The organism is Winogradskyella marincola (assembly GCF_029624125.1).
GTDB lineage: Bacteria > Bacteroidota > Bacteroidia > Flavobacteriales > Flavobacteriaceae > Winogradskyella > Winogradskyella marincola.
Map to the genome: position 1 here is coordinate 91,911 of NZ_JARSBN010000001.1, position 20,708 is coordinate 112,618.

Below are 20,708 nucleotides of genomic sequence, written 5' to 3' on the forward strand. Positions count from 1 at the left end.
CTTATAATCTAGTAAAAAGCAAAACAGTCGTTGCTGCTAATGAAACTATTGTTGCTATTGTAGTTAAACTAGACACAGCGGTTTCGCCAGTACCTGTTGACTTTTGCCTTAAAGGTTTTATATATATCATATCATTAGGCTGAATGTAGTAGTATGGAGATTTCATAACATTCACATCCGTTAAATCCAAGCTGTGAATTTTTTGTCCTTGTGGGTATTGCCTAATAATCATAACCTCTTTTCGGTTACCTGTCATTGGTATTTCACCAGCATTTGCTATAGCCTCAAATATATTAACCCGCTCTTTAAACAGCGTAATAGTGCCTGGATTACCTACTTCTCCAGTAGCTGTGTATCGCAATCCTGCCAGTTTAACAGTTACAAAAATATTAGCAGTTTCTTTAAATTGCTCATCTAGCAATTTTTGCTCTATCATTTTTTCAATTTCATCTGCAGTATAGCCTAGCACATTTAGAGTACCCAGATTAGGAATTCTAATATTGCCATGAACATCCACTGTAAATCCATCAAAATAAGCACGCTCAGCACTATCTGCATTTAAATTAGCCTCACCTATCGGATTAAAAATCTGCACATTATTCTGGTCCAAAACCTTAATTCTAATATTTAATATATCATCAATTTGAATTCGATAAGGCTTCTGCACCTCAGACAAATCGTAAGGGATAGTATCATTAGTTTTACCTTCCTTGTTTTGTAAATAAACAATGTCTTTATGCGGAATACATGACGAGACAAAAATGCTGCTAAGAACAATAATCAAAAGCTTGATGCTTCTCATAGGTTTTACAGATGTTTACTGACAAATATAATGTATCACTATCAATAACAAAACTATTAGGTTTGTTTTTGGTTTATTTACGTTCTTTGCATAAAATTTTATAAAGTTTGAATTACCTCAACGTAGAAAATATATCAAAATCTTATGGAGAGCTGGTGCTTTTCCAAGATCTGTCATTCAGTATCCATAAAGACCAAAAAATTGCTTTTGTCGCTAAAAACGGAAGTGGAAAAACATCTATTCTCAATATCCTTTCTGGAAAAGACACACCAGATGATGGCCAAGTTGTTGTTAGAAAAGGGCTTCGCCTCGCTTTTTTGGATCAAGAACCTGATTTAGACAGCAAACTTACTATCGAAGAAACCATATTTGCGTCCGATATTCCTATTCTAAAAGTTATTGAAGCTTACGAAAAAGCATTAAAAAATCCTGAAGATACCGAAGCCTACCAACTAGCTTTTGAAGCTATGGATAGAAACAATGCTTGGGAATTTGAGACACAATACCAACAAATTCTATCGCAATTAAAGCTTAACGATTTAAGTACAAAAATTAGCGTTCTTTCTGGTGGTCAGCGCAAACGCTTGGCATTAGCTCAAGCCTTGTTAAGCAAGCCAGACATTCTTATTTTAGACGAGCCTACCAACCATCTCGATTTAGAAATGATAGAATGGTTAGAAGACTACTTTGCCAAAACCCAGCAAACGCTTTTTATGGTAACGCACGACCGTTACTTTTTAGAGCGTGTGTGTAACGAAATTATTGAGCTAGACCACGGCCAGCTTTACACCTATAAAGGCAATTATTCTTACTATCTTGAGAAAAAAGAAGCACGTATAGAAAGCGAAGCAACCGAAGTAGGAAAAGCCAAACAACTTTTTAAAAAAGAACTCGATTGGATGCGTCGCCAACCCAAAGCACGTACCACAAAGTCTAAAAGTAGAATCGACGACTTTTTTGAAATAAAAAAGAAAGCGCACCAACGTAGAAAAGACCATCAAGTACAGCTAGAAATTAACATGGAGCGCCTTGGTAGTAAAATCATTGAGTTTCATAATGTCTCTAAAGCGTTTAAAGACAAGAAAATTTTAGATGGATTTGACTACACTTTTAAAAAAGGGGAACGCATTGGTATTATTGGCAAAAACGGAACCGGAAAATCAACTTTTCTAAACTTACTAACCGGAAGCCTAAATGCCGATAATGGAAAAATAGTTATTGGAGAAACCGTAAAAATCGGTTACTACACCCAAGGTGGCATCACAGTAAAACCTGAACAAAAAGTTATAGATGTTATCCGTCAATATGGTGATTATATTCCTTTAGCAAAAGGAAGGCAAATAAGCGCTCAACAGCTTTTAGAACGCTTTCTTTTCGATAGAAAAAAACAATATGATTTTGTAGAAAAACTAAGTGGTGGCGAGCAAAAACGCCTATATCTATGTACGGTTTTAATACAGAATCCTAATGTTTTAATTCTAGATGAGCCAACGAATGATTTAGATATTGTAACACTCAATGTCCTTGAAAATTTCTTAATGGATTTCCCAGGTGTACTTTTAGTGGTATCGCACGACCGTTACTTTATGGATAAAATTGTAGACCACCTTTTTGTATTTAGAGGCGAAGGTATTATTGAAGATTTCCCAGGTAATTACTCAGACTTTAGAGCTTACGACAGTAGTCAACCAAAACAAGTAGAAAGTACGGAAAAAGCAGACAATACCGAAGCTATTAAACAAAACGAAGCTGCAAAACTATCGTACAACGAACAAAAAGAATATAAGAATCTAGAATCTAAAATTCGCTCGTTGGAATTAGACAAAAAAGCTATGGAAGCTAAGTTTAATAATCCAGATTTATCTCAAGATGATATCAATAAACTTTCAGCAGAATTGCAAGTTATCATCGATGCTATTGAAGAAAAAGAATTGCGTTGGTTTGAATTGGCAGAACGATTGGAAGAATAATGATTTCTCGAAAAAAAGCAAAGACACAAAGATGTACTGTTAACTTAGCGGCTTAGCGCTTTTGCGAGAACAGAATTAAAACAATGTACCAAGTAAAACAATACATAAAATTCCTTTTTAAAGCCACCAATCAACATGGTGTGCACTCTCCATTTGTATATAATTTTGTAACTAAATGTTTATATGATAAGAAGAAGTACGACACATACAAAAAACTTCAGAATTATAGAAAAACACTAAAAAATTCAAAAGTAGAATTAGACATTACTGACCTAGGAGAAGGTTCAAAAACGTTAGGTAATAATGTTAGAAAAGTGAGTCAAATGGTTTCAGCCTCTAGCAGTTCTAAAAAAGAAGCTAAATTATTGTATCGTGTTGTTCAATATTTCAAACTAGAGTCTGTTTTAGAACTAGGCACATCTCTCGGAATGGGAACTTATGCTCTTGCTTTAGCCAATCACAATTCAAAAATCACAACTATTGAAGGCTGTAAAAACACTTCAAATTTTACAGAATCACAGTTTGAAAGTTTAGATGTCAATAATGTGAACTTCAACATTGGTGCATTTGCTTCAGAAATTAAAAAATTAGACCAAACGCATTTTGACTGCATTTACTTTGATGGTCACCACAATAAAGAAGCAACCATCAAATATTTTGAAACACTTTTACCAAAAGCACATAACGATTCTATCTTCATTTTTGATGACATCTATTGGTCCAAAGAAATGACCGAAGCTTGGGAATATATCAAAGCTCACAACTCAGTTACTGTTACCATAGATTGTTTCCATTTAGGCTTTGTATTCTTTAGAAAAGAGCAAGCTAAAGAACATTTTAAAATTAGATTGTAACAAGCCCACAACTTTAACGTCTTATTGGCAAACAGATTTTAAATTCTTTATCTTGCAAAGGATTTAAGCAACAAACAGAATTTTTATATGAGCGATAACGTCATTGAGATTAGAGGTATCATTAGAGATTTTAAATTAGGACAAGAAACGGTTCATGTACTCAAAGGAATAGATTTAGATATAAAACGTGGCGAATATGTTGCCATTATGGGACCTTCTGGCTCAGGTAAATCTACACTAATGAATCTTTTAGGCTGCTTAGACACACCTACTGCAGGCTTTTACAGTCTTAATGGAAAAGACGTTAGCCAAATGACAGATGATGAACTTGCAGATATTAGAAATACAGAAATAGGTTTCGTATTTCAAACCTTCAATCTTCTACCTAGAACTACTGCTCTCGACAACGTTGCTTTACCTATGGTGTATGCAGGTATGTCTAAAAAAGACAGAGAAGCTCGCGCTACAGAAGTATTAACTGATGTTGGTCTTGCAGATCGTATGGACCACAAGCCAAATCAGCTTTCTGGTGGTCAACGACAACGTGTTGCTGTTGGTCGTGCTCTGGTAAACAAACCTTCTATCATCTTAGCAGATGAGCCTACAGGTAACTTAGATTCTAAAACAGGAACAGAAATCATGGCGCTTTTCGATCAAATTCATGCAGCAGGAAACACTGTTATTATGGTAACTCACGAAGAAGATATTGCCGCACATGCCAAACGCGTTATTCGTTTACGTGATGGTATTATTGAGAGCGATACTTATAATTAGAAAAGCCCCTTGACTTTCTATTTTGCTTGGCTATGTTATTTGCGATTCCCCAAAAGGGAAAAAATTAATGTAATTTTATTTCCCATATAATTAGATTTTCAATCTAGTATAAATCCGCAAAAAAGTGGCTAATCCATTATTTATAACCATTGTTATAGTCGCTGCTATTTTGGTTTATCTTCAAAACCGAAAGAAATACCAGTCACATTTTTACGAAAACCTACCCACAAATCAACTATATGCTGAATTGGTTGGATTGATTAACTCAATTCTTGAATACCAAAACGAAACATCAAAGTTTACCTTTTCTGGTTTTGAAGACCATTCAGATTTATTAGAAAAAATGGCGAATTTAAAAAATGAGCTAAAAGCTCATAATCCTAACGCGGTTTTTGAGTTAAAAGAATATTTTAACATCAATGGTAATTTTAAACAACTAGCAGATTTAAATAATTGGAAAATTGAATACAATAAACTGTATGAGCGCTTCTTCCTAATTTTTGAGACCTTAGAAAAAAGAGAGTTTTAAAACGAGACGAAATTCGAACTAAATATGTCAAAAAACACTTCCATAAAGTACTTCGCGTCTTTGTGTTTTAGTGAGAACCAAAAACTTCAAACTTCAATTCTTATATTTACATTTTAGAGAAACAAATCAATGCTTGTAGTTTTAATTTTAGTCGGAATCTATTTAATCGTCAAGGCAATGGCAAAAAATAATGAACGCAAAGCTAACCGAAGTAGTAAATTCAGAAAAAGAAAATTTTAAAGATTTAAAGGCTCTAAACAAAACTAGAAAAGTATAAATCCTTAAAAACCCTCTGCGTCTTTGCGTCTTTGCGAGAACACCAACTCTAAACTTCACTCTCCGAGCTTCGTGCTTCAAACTTAATCTCTCAACTTTTTACTTTACAACTTTTTAACTCGTAACTTTGTTTTTATGAAAGTATACACAAAAACAGGAGATAAAGGAACCACAGCGCTTTTTGGCGGCACACGTGTTCCTAAACATCATATTCGCATAGAAAGTTACGGTACCGTTGATGAGTTAAATTCGTACATAGGACTCATAAGAGACCAGAACATTGACCAATTGTACAAAAACACTTTAATGGAAATTCAAGATCGTTTATTTACAGTTGGAGCAATTTTAGCTACAGACCCAGAAAAAGCGACTTTAAAAAATGGTAAACAACGCTTAAATATTCCTAAAATTTCTACAGAAGATATTGAACGCTTAGAAAAGGAAATGGACCTTATGGAAGACAGTTTACCACCAATGACGCATTTTGTGCTACCTGGCGGTCATCAAACCGTGTCATTCTGTCACATTGCACGTACAGTTTGCCGTAGAGCCGAGCGTTTAGCGTCTCACCTTAATGACATAGAGCCATTTCAGCCAGAGACTTTAATGTATATAAATAGACTTTCTGACTACCTTTTTGTATTGGCACGGAAGTTGTCACATGATTTAAACGCTGAAGAAATTAAGTGGATTCCTAAAAAGGATTCTTAATTCTTATTTTTTTTAAAACTTAGGTTACGAATATCTCATTATTTAAGCCTAAAAATTTAAAAGATCACACGTTCTTTTTATTAATGAATAATTAATTTACTTTTTTCTTGAATAATTCAGTTAAAAAATTATTTTTGCAAAAAATTAAAACCACAACGCAAATGTATTGGACATTAGAATTAGCATCGTATTTAAGTGATGCGCCTTGGCCAGCAACAAAAGACGAGCTTATAGACTACGCGATTAGAACTGGAGCACCTCTAGAAGTTGTAGAAAATTTACAATCAATCGAAGACGAAGGAGATTCTTACGATTCTATTGAAGAAATTTGGCCAGACTATCCAACAGATGAAGATTACCTCTGGAATGAGGATGAATATTAACATATAACATTACATAAAAAAAGTCTCTTGCGTTACTTTAACGAAGAGACTTTTTTTATTTTCGAAAGTTCGGAAATTAACATCAAACTTACCGTTCCTATAATTTAGGAACTTTATTGGTGTGTATTCAAAATAAGCAATTAAAACAGCTTTTTAAGGCTGAAAAAACATATAAAATGGGCATACTAGACAAAGTACTAAAGGTATTTGTAGGCGACAAGTCTAAACAAGACGTTAGTGCTATTAAACCAATCGTAGAGAAAATAAAATCTTTTGAACAAGCACTCGAAGCCTTATCGCACGATGAGTTAAGAGCAAAAACCGCTGAGTTCAAAGAAAAAATAGCTGAAGCACGTAAACCGCTTTTAGAAAGGCAAAACGAACTTTTAGCAAAAGCAGAGCAAACAGAAGATATCGATGAGCGCGAAGACATCTACCAAGAAGCAGATAAAATAGAAGATGAAATCTACGAAGTTACCGAAGAAGTACTTAACGACATCTTACCAGAAGCCTTTGCTGTAGTTAAAGAAACTGCTAAGCGTTTTGTACACAATACTCAAATTCCTGTAACAGCCAATGCTTTTGACAGAGAAGTATCTGGTACTAAAGATTACGTTACACTAAATGGAGATCAAGCTGTTTGGGTTAACTCTTGGGATGCTGCTGGTAAAGCCATCACTTGGGATATGATTCACTACGATGTGCAGCTCATAGGTGGTATTGCAATGCACCAAGGAAAAATTGCTGAGATGCAAACTGGTGAAGGTAAAACCTTAGTAGCAACACTTCCTGTATATCTTAATGCTTTAGCTGGTAAAGGTGTTCACCTTGTAACGGTTAACGATTACCTGGCAAAACGTGATAGCGCTTGGATGGCACCAATATTTGAATTCCATGGCTTAAGTGTAGATTGTATAGATTACCACACACCAAACTCAGATGCACGTCGCAAAGCGTATAACGCAGATATCACTTATGGTACTAATAACGAATTTGGTTTCGATTACTTACGTGATAATATGGCACATTCGCCAGAAGACTTAGTACAACGTCCACACCACTACGCTATCGTCGATGAGGTCGATTCTGTATTAATTGATGATGCACGAACACCTTTAATTATTTCTGGTCCTATTCCAAAAGGAGAGGAACACGAATTTGACATGCTTAAACCAAAGGTTCAGCAAATTGAAGAAGTACAACGCAAATACTTAGTAGGAGTTTTAGCAGAAGCTAAAAAACTAATTGCGTCTGGAGACACTAAAGAAGGTGGTTTCCAACTTTTACGTGTGTACAGAGGTATTCCAAAAAATAAAGCTTTAATTAAGTTTTTAAGTGAAGAAGGAGTAAAACAACTGCTTCAAAAAACTGAAAACTTCTATATGCAAGATAACAATAGAGAAATGCACAAAATTGATGCAGAACTTTATTATGTTATCGATGAAAAAAACAATCAAGTTGAATTAACCGATAAAGGTGTTGAGTATCTTTCTGGTAAGGATGATCCTAATTTCTTCGTGATGCCAGAAATGGGAACCGAAATTGCTAAAATTGAAAACAAAGGACTTTCATCTGAAGAAGAAGCGGTTCTTAAAGAAGACTTGTTTAGAGACTTCGGCATAAAATCTGAACGTATCCATACCCTTAACCAATTACTAAAAGCTTACGCACTTTTTGAAAAAGACGTACAGTACGTAGTAATGGACAACAAGGTAATGATTGTAGATGAGCAGACTGGTCGTATTATGGATGGTCGTCGTTACTCAGACGGATTGCACCAAGCGATTGAAGCAAAAGAAAATGTAAAGATTGAAGCGGCTACACAAACGTTTGCAACAGTTACACTTCAAAATTACTTTAGAATGTACCGTAAGCTGTCTGGTATGACAGGTACTGCGGTTACTGAAGCTGGCGAGTTCTGGGAAATCTACAAATTAGATGTGGTTGAAATTCCAACTAACAGACCAATTGCCAGAGACGACAGAGAAGATTTAGTTTACAAGACGAAGCGCGAAAAATACAATGCTGTAATCGATGAAGTTGTAGAATTATCTAATGCAGGAAGACCTGTGCTTATTGGTACAACCAACGTAGAAATTTCTGAGCTTTTAGGTAAAATGTTGAGCATTCGTAAGATTCCACATAACGTACTTAACGCGAAGCAGCACAAACGTGAAGCAGAGATTGTAGCACTAGCTGGTAATGCTGGTCAGGTAACAATTGCCACCAATATGGCTGGTCGTGGTACAGATATTAAGTTGAGTGATGAAGTTAAAGAAGCTGGAGGTTTAGCCATTGTTGGTACAGAGCGTCACGATTCGCGTCGTGTAGACAGACAGTTACGTGGTAGAGCTGGTCGTCAAGGAGATCCAGGAAGTTCGCAATTCTATGTATCACTAGAAGACAATTTAATGCGTCTATTTGGTTCTGAGCGTATCGCTAAAATGATGGATAGAATGGGACTTAAGGAAGGTGAAGTGATTCAGCATTCTATGATTTCTAAATCTATTGAACGTGCTCAGAAAAAAGTGGAAGAAAATAACTTTGGTGTTCGTAAGCGTTTGTTAGAGTATGATGATGTTATGAACGCTCAGCGTGAAGTGGTTTACAAACGTCGTCGTCACGCTTTACATGGAGAACGTCTTCGTGTGGATTTAGCAAACATGATTTTTGATACCTCAGAAGGTATTGCAATAAGCAACAAGGCTGCCAACGATTTCAAAAACTTTGAGTTTGAATTAATCCGTTATTTCTCAATGGCATCACCTATTACAGAAGTAGAATTTTCTAAAATGGGTGAACAGGAAATTGCAGGTGTCATTTATAAAGAAGCCTTTAAGCACTATCGCGAAAAAATGCAACGTGCAGCAGATTTAGCATTCCCTGTAATTGAAAATGTCTACAACACACAACGCGACAGATTTAAGCGTATTGTTGTACCTTTTACAGATGGTGTTAAGAATTTACAAGTAGTAACAGACCTGGAAAAAGCTTACGAAACTCAAGGTAAGCAGTTAATCAATGATTTTGAAAAGAACATTACACTTGCCATTGTAGATGACGCTTGGAAAACACATTTACGTAAAATGGATGAGTTAAAGCAGTCTGTACAGTTAGCAGTACACGAGCAAAAAGATCCGTTATTGATTTATAAGTTTGAAGCTTTTGAGTTATTTAAAGCGATGATAGATCAGGTGAATAAAGATGTAATTTCTTTCTTATTTAAAGGTGAAATTCCTCAGGAAACTGCCAACACCATCCAGGAAGCAAAACAACGTAAGCAAGAAAAGCTTGAAACGCAGAAAGAAGAAATTCCTAATATGGACGAGCGTGCAGCACAAAGTAGAGCTGCAGGACAAGGAGCGTCTCGCCAACAGCAACAAGTGGTAGAAACTATTGTTAGAGAGCAACCAAAAATTGGTCGTAACGATAAAGTAACTATTAAAAATGTGATGAGTGGTGAAAGCAAAGAAGTAAAATACAAACAAGCTATTCCTTTAATTGAAAAAGGAGAATGGGTTTTGGTTAATGACTAAACCTTAAACAAATAATGTCATCCTGAATTTATTTCAGGATCTAAAATCCTGATGTAAACCATCAGGATTTTTTTGTAGTATTATTTATGTAAGTCATAAAATTCACTCGACTGACGTGTTAGTTTTAGTATTGTCCTTGGTGGAACTTCGAGTAATCACGCTGGAGCGTGATTGTATCGAGAAGCCATTAACTGAAACTTCAAGAATACCTTTTCAACTTTTTATTCTATATTTACACTATAACCTACTTATAATTAATTTATTATGAACCCAAATCTATTTCGCATACTAGCGTTAGCGCTATGTATGGCATTTGCATCGTGTTCTTCGGACGATACGAATTCAGTTCCAGATGAAACAAATAATGAGTTTATTTTTAATGGAACATCATACAATTTAGTTTCGGCAATCATTGTTGATGAGAACACCGCAAATAATGATCCTAGTGAAATTAGTATTAGTCTTTTTAATAAAACCAGTACTGAAATTACTGGCAATAATGATTTGAGTGATATCAGTTATGTGTATTTCGATTTTGAAGATACTACTATTCAGAATACCACATACAGTCAAATAGAAGACTACGACATCTCCATTAATGGAAATGTTGTGAATAGTGAATTTACACCTGGTACAGTTTTACTTTCTGATGATGATCCGCAATCAGACGTTTATGCCCAATCTGGCTCAGTAACTGTAACTAACTTTACTGAATTTAATATCGTCTTTACATTTACATTTACCAGAAACGATGGACAAGTAATCTCTGGCAGTTACGATGGTAATTACTTTATGCCTAATTAATAAAATACGCAGAACTACGTATTTCAAAATAGAAACAGAGTCTGTAGTTTTACTCTTTAACTTACAAAAGAGACATGTCTATACTAGCCAGCATTATAGCACAACCCAAAAAGCATCTCAGAGAGTGGGATTTTTTAATTTTTACAGTTCTTACAGCATTATCTGTTGGCTATGGACAGACAACTGTTTTCTATGTGATCTACTTTTTTTGGTGGAGTGAATTCATTAGAATTATTATAAAAAGTATTTTCCAGAGATTCAACAAAAACAACAATAGCAATCAACTAGAAGCCAAGCTTATGTTTGGCTCCCTTTTTATGATGCTTATTTATTTGGTATTTATCATTGTTTTCTTTGGGTTGATTGCCAATTGGAACAACTCTGAAATTACGCTAACCAATATGAAAATTATGTTTTTTAGGAATTGGTTTTTCAATATTAATTTACTGTTTGTACTGCTAGAGCATATCTATATTAATCTTAATAGTAACAATACAATAGCTGTATTTGGTCAGTTTACCTCTAATATGCTGGTATTGCATATTTCAATAATATTAGGAGGTATCATTATGTTTTTTATTGTGAAACCGTTTCCTGAGACATTTTCGCCAGATAACCTATGGTGTTCAGTATTGATTATCTTACCCTTTTTGTTACTTAAAATGGGCATGCAATTTATACTTTCTCCTAAAAAGATAAATGCTAGATAAATTTAGTTATTGCCCAACTTTAGAAGCAAGTTAGGATTTGGACAATTCGATTTGTAAAAGTCTAAATCAAGTTGATTACTTACTCCTGGATAATCTCCTTTATAATCTTGAATGTCCTTTATAATCTGAAAATGTAAATGTGGTGCATAGTCTCCGTTAACCTCAGCCGTGCCAAGAGTTGCAATTGGATCTCCTTGCTTCACCTCTACTCCAACTTTTAAACCACTGATAGACTCTAAACTCAAATGACCATATAAAGTGAAAAACGTTACGTTTTCAATACAATGTTCTAAAATTATAGTTGGTCCATAATCACCATAATTAGTGTTGTTTTTAAAACTGTGAATTTTTCCATCTAAAGGTGTATAAATTGCAGTGCCTGCTTCAACCCAAAGATCTAATCCTAAATGAATGTTTCGTTCTTCTTCAGGCTTTGCTTTACTAAAATAATCACTTCGGTTATAAATACCTCTATGCTCTAAATAGCCTCCAATTGCCACTTTAGCGTTATTGACTTTTAAATGATTCCAAATAAAGGCTTCTAAAGCATAAGAAGATGATACATCAACACTATCTAATTGCTTGTTATGAATAGATAAATCCAGTGGCACATATGAATTATGAGATACTTCAGCGTGAATTAAGGGATGTACATGAAGCGATTTTAGAAGTGCTTCAAAAGAAGATAGGGTCATAAAAAACAAAATTTCCACAAAAATAAGAATCTATTTTAATGGAAAACAGGAAGAAAAAATTGAATATACCCTTTAGGAAACACTTTAACTAAAGGGTTAATTCATAATAACATTACTAAACTTAGCATTAACGACAATGCTTCTATTAGAGCTTTGGCTGTCTTCACCATTTCTAATGGTCTTTTGTGTGGTAGCTTTATTATTGAATTTAGATCTACTACCTTTAAAATACATACTATAATCAACATTTTTTGGCAGATTAACAAAAGCATCACTATTCTCTAAAACCAAGTTTAGATTCTTAAACGTCTCTGCAAGATTAGAAATCGTAAGATCACCAAAACTTCCATCTATAATACCTGTATCTGATAATGTTTCAATATTAATGTTTGAAGACTTAGCGTTTAACACTAAATTATCTACATTTTTAATCTGCGCTTTATCTACATAATTCAAATTTAAAGTTCCTAATTTCCAAGAATTAATCACTACTGGAGAATAAGATACATTGATGGAAGTGTCACCTCCATCAATGTTATCTGCTACAAAAAAAGCATGCGATATATCTCCTTGCAAATCGTATATAACCGAAGATATTTTTAATTCACCATGTCTTATGTTGGTTTTTAATTTTGCTTTTTTAGGGATTTTTATTTTAATCACTTTACGCACTTTACTGTTGTTACCAGACTCTAAGCGTCTAACAATTGCGGCTTCTCTTCTTTGGTGTGCGTCTTGTCTGCGCTCATACATTTCTGCTCTTCGCTCCGCCATTTCTTTAGAGCGTTCTGCCATTTCTTTAGAGCGCTCTGCAAATCTTTTAGAATGCTCTGCCTGACGCTCTATTAATGCAGCTTGACGCTCCATTTGCTGACCAAAACGTTCTCCCCAAGCTTCCATTTTTTCTTCCCATTCTTTGCCAAATTTTTCACCAAACTCTTCTCCCCATTTTTCCATTTCTTCAGCATACTTTTCGCCAAATTGCTCTCCCCATTTTTCCATATCCTTAGCCCATTTGCCATCAAAACGCTTACCATATTCTTCTCCCCATTTTTGCATTTTTTCTTGGTAACCAGACTCAGCAAACTCTTTGGCCCACTTCTCCATACGCTTTTGCAGCTCTTTTCCTCCTTGCTTTTCGTACTTTTTACTCCATTCATTTAAGTACTTTTCGCCTTCTTTTTGATATTTATCGTAATCAAACTTTATGGTATTGATACCTTCCGGAAGTTCTGGCAACTTAGGAAATGCTGGCATTTCTGGTAATTGTGGCAATTCCGGAATTGCTGCCATCTCTGGTATTTGTGGAAGCTCTGGCACTTCTGGTATTTCTGGTAAATCTGCTAATTCAAACTCCAAGTCTTTTAATATTGCCGTGTAATCTCCTTCTCCATACACTCCCAATGCACGTCCACCATGAGAAGAAATTACCACTTTGTTATTAGAGCCATCTACTTTAAGATTCCAGGCCTCCAAAGCCTTTTTTAATTCTTCTGCAGACAATTTATCACTTTCTAAATACGCTTCAATTTCTACGATATCTCTGTTCCATGTATCGATTTCAATTTCGGCATAGCTTGTATTTAAGTCAACTACAACATCTTTATCTACCTTAATAGATTGCGATATTTTACTCAACTTTTTTTGTGCATAACCAAAAGTGGTTAATAAGCACAACACTAAAATTCTAATTGTGTTCATGATTTTTTTTGATTTAACTGTTCGTTTTTTGATTTATGATTTTTTGATTTGATTATCCGATTTCTTCTTCAAAGGCATCATCATTAAACTCTTCTAACTTGTCTTTTAGACGCATTACAAGGTTTAATCTCAGCTTTAAATTTTCTATAAGTGCATCTAGGGTTACAGAGTTTGGACCGTTTTCGTTAAGCTCTTCTAGTAATTTATCGTACTCTTTATTCAACTCTTGAAGTCTCAACACATAGCCATCAAACAACTCTTTGTTTTGTGGTGTTAACTCTACTTTAGACAATTCTAAATTGATACTTGCCAAATAATAATCTTCCACCTTTTTTAAGTCTGGTGATACATCTCCCAAGGTTTTTAAGTCTGTATCTACGACTTCTTGTGTTGGTTCTACAACAACAGGTGACTGAAAATACTTGTAAGCCCCAAAACTTAATCCCAGTAACACCACTACACTTGCCGCAATATTTAAGAAACTAAATCCACTAGATTTTTTCTCTATTGGCAATTCTTTATCTAACTTGTCTAAAAAGCGTGCTTCATGATCTTGAGACATTTTTGCGCGCTGTGCTAACCTATCCTCTTCAAATAAATTTCTAAGATCTTGTGCCATTTTTTTCTGTTTTTAATACGGTTTGTAATTTTTGTTTTCCTCTAGATAGTTGGGTTCTCGATGCTACTTCAGAAATATTTAATATCTCTGAGATTTCGCTATGATCGTAACCTTCAATTAAATAGAGCATTACAACATATTTATACTTTTCGGGTAATTCTTCAATTGCTGTTTTTACATCTTCAATTGTTGTATCATCATCAACCAGCCATTCATTTTCATCTTTAGCATCAACCACATTGAGGTGGTGCTCTTCGAGCTCTATCAATCGCTGTTTTTTAGATTTTAAAACATCTATGCATCGATTCACAACGATGCGTTTTAGCCAAGCACCAAAAGTTACTTCAGCTCTGTATTGATCTAATCTTGAAAATGCTTTTATGAATGCTTCCTGAACAATATCTTCGGCTTCCATAGTGTCTTTCACAAACCGAAGCGCTACGATAAGCATGCCATCGCAATATTGTCTATACAATTGCATTTGCGCTTGCCTGTCATTCTGTTTGCATTTTTCAACAATATGAATCTGGAACGTATTGATGACTAGTTGTTGTTTTTGATTGGTTCACTCTAAAGACGACTCAAAATTTTGAGTGTTGCAAAAAACTTAAAAAAAATTTCAATTTTTTTTGATATTATAAGATTTGCTTAAAATTCAGCGTTCTGTTCTATAAATTTAGGGAATTGAATTATATTTAAATTTTGAAATTGCTGATAGATATTCAGCGCTATTAATTTAACTAAAAACTGCTTAAGAAAAACTCACTATGCTAAAACGCATTCTTATTGTATTATCTATAATAGCCTTAGGTTTATTATTATATTCTGTGTTTGTTGAAAATATATTTGCTTCTCGTCTAAGTCCCAAAGACACTGCAAAAATCACACTAAATGACTTAAAATTAAAGGTAGAATACAACAGACCTTCTAAACGCGAGCGTGATATTTTTGGCGCTCTTGTTCCTTTTAATGAAGTATGGAGAACAGGTGCTAACGAGGCTACAACTTTTGAAACCAATCAAAACCTTATGATTGATGGCATTATGCTAAGAGAAGGAAAATACACACTTTGGACAGTACCTATGAAAGACTCTTGGAAAGTGATGTTTAACACCAAACAGTATGAATGGGGAGTTAACGAAAAAATGGAACCAATGTGGGATCCAAATTATGATGCCATTGAAATTGAAGTACCAAAGCAAAGCATTGATGAAGTTGTAGAAAAATTTACCATAGCTTTTGATAACAAAACAGGAAACTTAAAACTTACTATGGCTTGGGATCAGACATTGGTTGAAATTCCGATGTATATTTATCCACAAGAAAAATAACTGTACGTATTGTGGCAAAAAAAGATGACACATATAAATCTGCTTTGCACGAGCAAGACGGTATTGAGCCTCCCGAAATTTTAAGTTCTCACTCTGCAAAATTCATAAAAGCCAAGCGCAAAAAACAACCTTCTGTTGAAGATTTAGTAAAAGGTATTACTGCTGGTAACATTACAGATCTCAGTAGAGCAATTACATTGGTAGAAAGTACCAATCAGGCTCACACTCAAAAAGCTCACGATATCATTACAGCTTGCCTACCTTACGCTAATAAATCTGTAAGAGTTGGTATTACTGGTGTACCTGGAGTTGGCAAAAGTACTTTTATTGAAGCCTTTGGAAGCTACCTTACAAGTATTGGTAAAAAAGTTGCTGTGCTAGCAGTTGACCCAAGCAGTAGCCTGAGCAAAGGAAGTATTCTTGGTGACAAAACCAGAATGGAAGATTTGGTAAAAGATGAAAATGCGTTTATTAGACCTTCTCCATCTGGCGATTCTCTTGGTGGTGTGGCAAGGAAAACCCGAGAAACGATAATTTTATGTGAAGCTGCTGGTTTTGACACTATAATTATAGAAACCGTTGGTGTAGGCCAAAGTGAAACTGCTGTACACAGCATGGTAGATTTCTTTTTACTATTAAAACTTGCTGGTGCTGGTGATGAACTGCAAGGTATAAAACGTGGCATTATAGAAATGGCAGATGCTATTGTTATTAATAAAGCCGATGGAGATAATCTTAAAGCTGCCAAGTCTGCCAAAGTAGAATTTAACAGAGCCTTGCATTTGTATCCCGAAAAAGAATCTGGTTGGTCTCCAAAAGTATCTTTGTGTAGTGCTCTAAAACAAGAAGGTATTTCTGATGTTTGGGACGTAATACAAGAGTATCTTGAAATCACATCTTCTAATCATTATTTTGAACACAATAGAAATGATCAAAATAAATTCTGGTTACTTCAAACTATAGAAGAACGTCTGAAATCTAATTTCTTTAAATCTAAAAAAATAAAGACTGAACTTAATTCTCAAATTAAACTTGTTGAAGCAGGAAAAACAACACCTTTTGCTGCTGCTGAGTACTTACTAAACCTTCTCAATTAACCACAACGTGCCTTAAATACATGAGGTTTCGCTGTAACACTAAAAAAGCATACTTTTGTGCCAGAAATTGTATCAATACATGAATTACAAATTAACCATCATAGTCCCTGTTTACAACGAAGAAGATAATCTAGAACGTGTAGAAACAGAACTTTTAAAGTATTTAAAAATTGCGTCTGCACCTACTTGCGTGTTGTTTGTAAATGATGGTTCTAAGGACAAAAGCCAAACTATGATTGAGGATATTTGCAATCGTAACGACGCTTTTGACTATGTGCTGTTTAAAGAAAACAGAGGTTTAAGTGCTGCTATAAAAGCTGGTTTTGATTATGCAGACACAGAACTTGTTGGCTATATAGATTCTGATTTGCAGACTTCACCTGAGGATTTTAATCTATTATTAAATCATATTAATGACAACGAACTCGTAACAGGTGTACGTGCAGACCGCAAGGATTCCTTTGTGAAAAACATGTCTTCTAAAATAGCCAATGGCATTAGACGTGCGTTCACCAAAGATGGTATGGATGATACTGGTTGCCCTCTAAAAATTATAAAAACTGATTATGCTAAACGCATACCTATGTTTAGAGGTTTGCATCGCTTTTTACCTGCTATGATTATGCTACAGAATGGTAGAGTTACCCAAATACCTGTACGTCATTTTCCAAGAATAGCTGGTACTGCAAAATTTGGTCTTTGGAATCGTCTACTTGGTCCATTAATGGATTGCTTTGCATACCTATGGATGAAGAAAAAGTACATTAACTACGATGTTGCTAAAACTAGCAAATAAAACATCAACAATTAATTATTAATCACAAATAGAAATGATAATAAGATGTTCCATGTGTCCATTAAAAGGCAACAGATATTAGCACATGAAAGACTGGATTATTTATAGCATAGGATTTTTTGCACAGATATTATTCTCGTCTAGGCTACTCATTCAGTGGGTAACATCAGAAAAGCAACGCAAAGTCATAACACCAAAAACATTTTGGACCTTAAGCTTAATTGCTTCTTTCTTATTATTTATTTATGGGTATTTACGATTAGATTTTGCCATTATGCTTGGCCAGAGTTTAACCTATTTTATCTATATCAGAAATTTACAGTTGCAAGGCCAATGGCAAAAATTCCCTAAACTGGTTCAGGTTTTATTATTTATAGTTCCGGTTCTTATTGTTGTTTTCTACTACAATAACAATAAAATAGACATAGAGCTTCTCTTTAAAAATGAAGCCATACCATCATGGTTGCTTATATTAGGAATCGTAGCTCAAGTGATTTTCACGTTACGCTTTGTGTACCAATGGATTCATGCAGAACGACACAAGGAATCCTCTTTACCTATGGGTTTTTGGGTACTGAGTTTAATTGGAGCTACTTTAATTTTAACCTATGCCATTATAAGAAAAGATCCTGTACTGTTTACAGGTCATCTTTTTGGATTGATTATCTATGCCAGAAACGCATATCTCATTAGACAAAACAATGATTAAGCTAATAGAAAAATACCCAATAGCAAGTCTTTTACTTTTTGTAATGGTTATGCTTGGCTTTACCATAGACGCTATTCCTGTGAGTATTATGGAAGCTCGAAATTTTATTTCGGCAAGAGAAATGCTTACTGATAACAACTGGATTTTAACCACTATGAATGGAGAAGCTCGCTACCAAAAACCTCCATTACCAACATGGATTACAGCTTTTTTTGGTATGCTTTTCGGAATAAAATCTGTACTCGCACTTCGCTGGCCAGCGCTTTTGTTTTTAGCAAGTATTGGGATTTCGACCTATTTAATTTCAAAAAAACTAGAGCTTAGCAAATCTCACAGTCTTATAAATGGTTTTATTGTTTTAAGTTCTTTCTATGTTATAGGCATTACTATTGAAGCTCCTTGGGATATATACACTCACGGCTTTATGCTTATGGCTTTATTTCAACTTTTTATAATGTTGAAACAACAAAAAACGAACCTTCTTAACAGCCTTTTGTTTGTGTTGTTTATTGCTGGTTCTGTGTTATCTAAAGGTCCTGTGTCTTTGTATGTACTGTTTTTATCCTTTGCTATTGCTTATGCTATTGCGCTAAAACCTAAAGGCCATCTATTGCACTTCTTAAAACTGTTAAGTTTATTGATATTTGGAATTGTACTTGGTGGTTGGTGGTATATGCATGTACGCATCGCAGATCCTGAAACCTTTGCTGCTATAGCTGCCAGAGAAACATCAAACTGGAGTAGCTATAATGTAAGGCCTTTTTATTATTACTGGAGCTTTTTTGTGCAAAGTGGATTGTGGACTATTCCTGCGTTTATAAGCTTATTGTACCCTTATTTAAAGTCTCGTGTAACCAATTTAAAAACTTATCGTTTTAGTTTCTTCTGGACTATAATTGCGGTAGTTTTATTATCTCTTATTCCTGAAAAGAAATCACGTTACCTTATGCCTGTATTAATTCCACTTGCTATTAATATTGGCTTTTATATTGAATATTTAATTCGTGAATTTAAAAACCTAAAAGATAAGCGCGAGACCATTCCTGTGTATTTTCAGTTTGGATTGATCGCTTCAATTGCCTCTCTATTTTGGGTTATCTGGTTTTTCTCGAGTTCGGTATTATCTGGCACTGTACTTATCAAATTTATTGTTACTGCAATTGTTTTATTAATTATTGGAGTTACCATCTTTAAAAATTTAAAATCGAAAAACATTAAAAATGTATTCTATTTGGTAATAGCTTTTATGCTTAGTATTGGTCTATTTGCGTTACCAATAGCAGAGACACACACTACAACAGACTACAAACCTATTTCAGAATTACAAGACAAGAATCTGAATTTGTATCATTTAGACTATGTAGCACCAGAAATGATATACAATTACGGTAATAAAATACCAAGTCTTAAAACAGGTGAAGGGTATAATATTCCTATTGAAAAAACTTTCCATTTGCTCACCAGAACCAATCAACCAGATACGATTGAAGTACTTTCAAAATTGTATAAAATGGAATTTATTGACACCTACGACCTTAATCGTGCTTCCAAAGATTCTAAATCTTATAACAAACGATTGTTTAATCATTTGTACAAACTTACTCGGAAATAAAACGCTTAAGGATATATTGGTTAAGCTTATAAAAACCAAAACCAGCCAAGGCACCAAAAGCCATTCCACATAGAATATCTATTGGAAAATGTACACCGACATAAATACGGCTATAAGCCACTAAGAAAGACCAAAATAACAGAATAAAAATAAGATTTTTAAAGTAAGGTCTTAAGACTAAGCCACCAAAAACAGCTGCTGCCATAGAGTTAGATGCGTGACCAGAGAAAAAGCTTCGGTTACTACTGCATCGCTCTGCTATAAAACGAATACTATCTTTTATCTCATCGCAAGCGCATGGTCTAAAACGCAAAACCGAGCGTTTTACAATATTTGTAGTTTGATCTGTGAACAGAATCATTAAGGCTATAGTTACAATGATAAACAAAAGGGCTTTCCATCCTAACTTTCTATAAATTAAAAATAATAGTACAGAGTATAATGGCGCAAATGTAAACTCGTGGGTAATTGCCAACCACATACTATCCCAAGTTGGCGAGCCAAGACCATTGAGGTATACAAAAAGTTCGGTATCTAAGTCTAAAAGTTTGTCTAGCATTAGTCTTGGTCGTAACGTGCCACTTCTCTATCGTAGAATTCTGTAGCTTCTCTTATGTAATTTTCAGCTTCAGTCTCAAGCTCTTTTTGATCCTGTTGATCAAATTCTTCAAACCACTCTACTTCATCGTTTTCAAGATTAATAATAAATCTAGGAAATTCAGTATGAATAACGAATATAGCATCAGGATAATCTGTATTATCGCCTAAGATGAATTTTGGTAGTTCCATTGGTTTAGTT

General features: G+C 34.5%; 21 protein-coding genes. 14 read left to right on the forward strand and 7 right to left on the reverse strand.

Annotated elements, in window-relative coordinates; translation table 11 throughout:
• Position 1: 1 nt before the first annotated feature.
• The gene (locus P7122_RS00480) at positions 2–802 is read right to left on the reverse strand and encodes a polysaccharide biosynthesis/export family protein (protein WP_278003824.1); all 801 of its coding nucleotides are present in this window, start codon (positions 800–802) and stop codon (positions 2–4) included.
• Positions 803–909: 107 nt separating this feature from the next.
• Here P7122_RS00480 and P7122_RS00485 point away from each other — a divergent pair, with 107 nt between their 5' ends.
• The 9 genes from P7122_RS00485 to P7122_RS00525 all read left to right on the forward strand — a co-directional run bounded on the left by P7122_RS00485 (position 910) and on the right by P7122_RS00525 (position 11,349).
• A complete protein-coding gene (locus tag P7122_RS00485) occupies positions 910–2,772 on the forward strand; it encodes an ABC-F family ATP-binding cassette domain-containing protein (protein ID WP_278003825.1) in 1,863 nt (620 codons plus the stop codon).
• Positions 2,773–2,855: 83 nt separating this feature from the next.
• Positions 2,856–3,626, forward strand: a complete 771-nt coding sequence (locus P7122_RS00490; protein ID WP_278003826.1) for an O-methyltransferase — start codon at positions 2,856–2,858, stop codon at positions 3,624–3,626.
• Between the two features lie 87 nt (positions 3,627–3,713).
• Positions 3,714–4,400 (forward strand): ABC transporter ATP-binding protein, encoded by a 687-nt coding sequence (locus tag P7122_RS00495; protein ID WP_278003827.1) that lies wholly within the window; start codon positions 3,714–3,716, stop codon positions 4,398–4,400.
• 124 nt (positions 4,401–4,524) lie between these two features.
• Entirely contained in the window at positions 4,525–4,929 is a 405-nt protein-coding gene (locus P7122_RS00500) for a hypothetical protein (RefSeq protein WP_278003828.1), read from the forward strand.
• A 411-nt stretch (positions 4,930–5,340) separates the two neighbouring features.
• Complete coding sequence (locus P7122_RS00505; RefSeq protein ID WP_278003829.1) at positions 5,341–5,916, forward strand: cob(I)yrinic acid a,c-diamide adenosyltransferase; 576 nt, start codon at positions 5,341–5,343, stop codon at positions 5,914–5,916.
• A gap of 161 nt (positions 5,917–6,077) precedes the next feature.
• Positions 6,078–6,299, forward strand: coding sequence for a DUF2795 domain-containing protein (locus P7122_RS00510; RefSeq protein ID WP_006989959.1), 222 nt, complete (start codon positions 6,078–6,080; stop codon positions 6,297–6,299).
• 176 nt (positions 6,300–6,475) lie between these two features.
• A complete protein-coding gene (secA, locus tag P7122_RS00515; RefSeq protein ID WP_278003830.1) occupies positions 6,476–9,835 on the forward strand; it encodes a preprotein translocase subunit SecA in 3,360 nt (1,119 codons plus the stop codon).
• Positions 9,836–10,099: 264 nt separating this feature from the next.
• The gene (locus P7122_RS00520) at positions 10,100–10,639 is read left to right on the forward strand and encodes a hypothetical protein (RefSeq protein ID WP_278003831.1); all 540 of its coding nucleotides are present in this window, start codon (positions 10,100–10,102) and stop codon (positions 10,637–10,639) included.
• A gap of 74 nt (positions 10,640–10,713) precedes the next feature.
• Entirely contained in the window at positions 10,714–11,349 is a 636-nt protein-coding gene (locus tag P7122_RS00525; protein WP_278003832.1) for a hypothetical protein, read from the forward strand.
• Between the two features lie 2 nt (positions 11,350–11,351).
• Here the strand turns inward: P7122_RS00525 and P7122_RS00530 are convergent, their stop codons facing one another.
• The 4 genes from P7122_RS00530 to P7122_RS00545 all read right to left on the reverse strand — a co-directional run bounded on the left by P7122_RS00530 (position 11,352) and on the right by P7122_RS00545 (position 14,845).
• Positions 11,352–12,044, reverse strand: a complete 693-nt coding sequence (locus P7122_RS00530) for a peptidoglycan DD-metalloendopeptidase family protein (RefSeq protein ID WP_278003833.1) — start codon at positions 12,042–12,044, stop codon at positions 11,352–11,354.
• 96 nt (positions 12,045–12,140) lie between these two features.
• Positions 12,141–13,745 carry a hypothetical protein gene (locus P7122_RS00535; protein ID WP_278003834.1) on the reverse strand — a complete coding sequence of 535 codons (1,605 nt, stop codon included), beginning with the start codon at positions 13,743–13,745 and terminating at the stop codon, positions 12,141–12,143.
• Positions 13,746–13,797: 52 nt separating this feature from the next.
• Positions 13,798–14,364: a hypothetical protein gene (locus tag P7122_RS00540; RefSeq protein ID WP_278003835.1), complete on the reverse strand. Its 567-nt coding sequence runs from the start codon at positions 14,362–14,364 to the stop codon at positions 13,798–13,800.
• Positions 14,348–14,845 (reverse strand): RNA polymerase sigma factor, encoded by a 498-nt coding sequence (locus P7122_RS00545; protein ID WP_417871617.1) that lies wholly within the window; start codon positions 14,843–14,845, stop codon positions 14,348–14,350. Before P7122_RS00545 ends, P7122_RS00540 begins: the two co-directional genes overlap by 17 nt.
• Before the next feature lie 286 nt (positions 14,846–15,131).
• On the opposite strand from P7122_RS00545, the gene P7122_RS00550 reads away from it, so the two are divergent.
• The 5 genes from P7122_RS00550 to P7122_RS00570 all read left to right on the forward strand — a co-directional run bounded on the left by P7122_RS00550 (position 15,132) and on the right by P7122_RS00570 (position 19,909).
• Complete coding sequence (locus tag P7122_RS00550) at positions 15,132–15,695, forward strand: DUF2911 domain-containing protein (protein WP_278003836.1); 564 nt, start codon at positions 15,132–15,134, stop codon at positions 15,693–15,695.
• Between the two features lie 11 nt (positions 15,696–15,706).
• The gene (meaB, locus tag P7122_RS00555) at positions 15,707–16,792 is read left to right on the forward strand and encodes a methylmalonyl Co-A mutase-associated GTPase MeaB (protein WP_278003837.1); all 1,086 of its coding nucleotides are present in this window, start codon (positions 15,707–15,709) and stop codon (positions 16,790–16,792) included.
• A gap of 79 nt (positions 16,793–16,871) precedes the next feature.
• Positions 16,872–17,588 carry a glycosyltransferase family 2 protein gene (locus P7122_RS00560; RefSeq protein WP_278003838.1) on the forward strand — a complete coding sequence of 239 codons (717 nt, stop codon included), beginning with the start codon at positions 16,872–16,874 and terminating at the stop codon, positions 17,586–17,588.
• Positions 17,589–17,673: 85 nt separating this feature from the next.
• Positions 17,674–18,297, forward strand: a complete 624-nt coding sequence (locus P7122_RS00565) for a lipid-A-disaccharide synthase N-terminal domain-containing protein (protein ID WP_278003839.1) — start codon at positions 17,674–17,676, stop codon at positions 18,295–18,297.
• On the forward strand, positions 18,290–19,909 hold the full coding sequence (locus tag P7122_RS00570; RefSeq protein ID WP_278003840.1) for an ArnT family glycosyltransferase: 1,620 nt from the start codon (positions 18,290–18,292) through the stop codon (positions 19,907–19,909). The genes P7122_RS00565 and P7122_RS00570 overlap by 8 nt, the downstream gene beginning before the upstream one ends.
• Here the strand turns inward: P7122_RS00570 and P7122_RS00575 are convergent.
• Both P7122_RS00575 and P7122_RS00580 read right to left on the reverse strand, forming a co-directional pair.
• Positions 19,896–20,468 carry a phosphatase PAP2 family protein gene (locus tag P7122_RS00575; RefSeq protein ID WP_278003841.1) on the reverse strand — a complete coding sequence of 191 codons (573 nt, stop codon included), beginning with the start codon at positions 20,466–20,468 and terminating at the stop codon, positions 19,896–19,898. The two genes, P7122_RS00570 and P7122_RS00575, sit on opposite strands and share 14 nt — an antisense overlap.
• On the reverse strand, positions 20,468–20,698 hold the full coding sequence (locus P7122_RS00580; protein WP_278003842.1) for a DUF8828 family protein: 231 nt from the start codon (positions 20,696–20,698) through the stop codon (positions 20,468–20,470). The genes P7122_RS00575 and P7122_RS00580 overlap by 1 nt, the downstream gene beginning before the upstream one ends.
• Positions 20,699–20,708 lie beyond the last annotated feature (10 nt).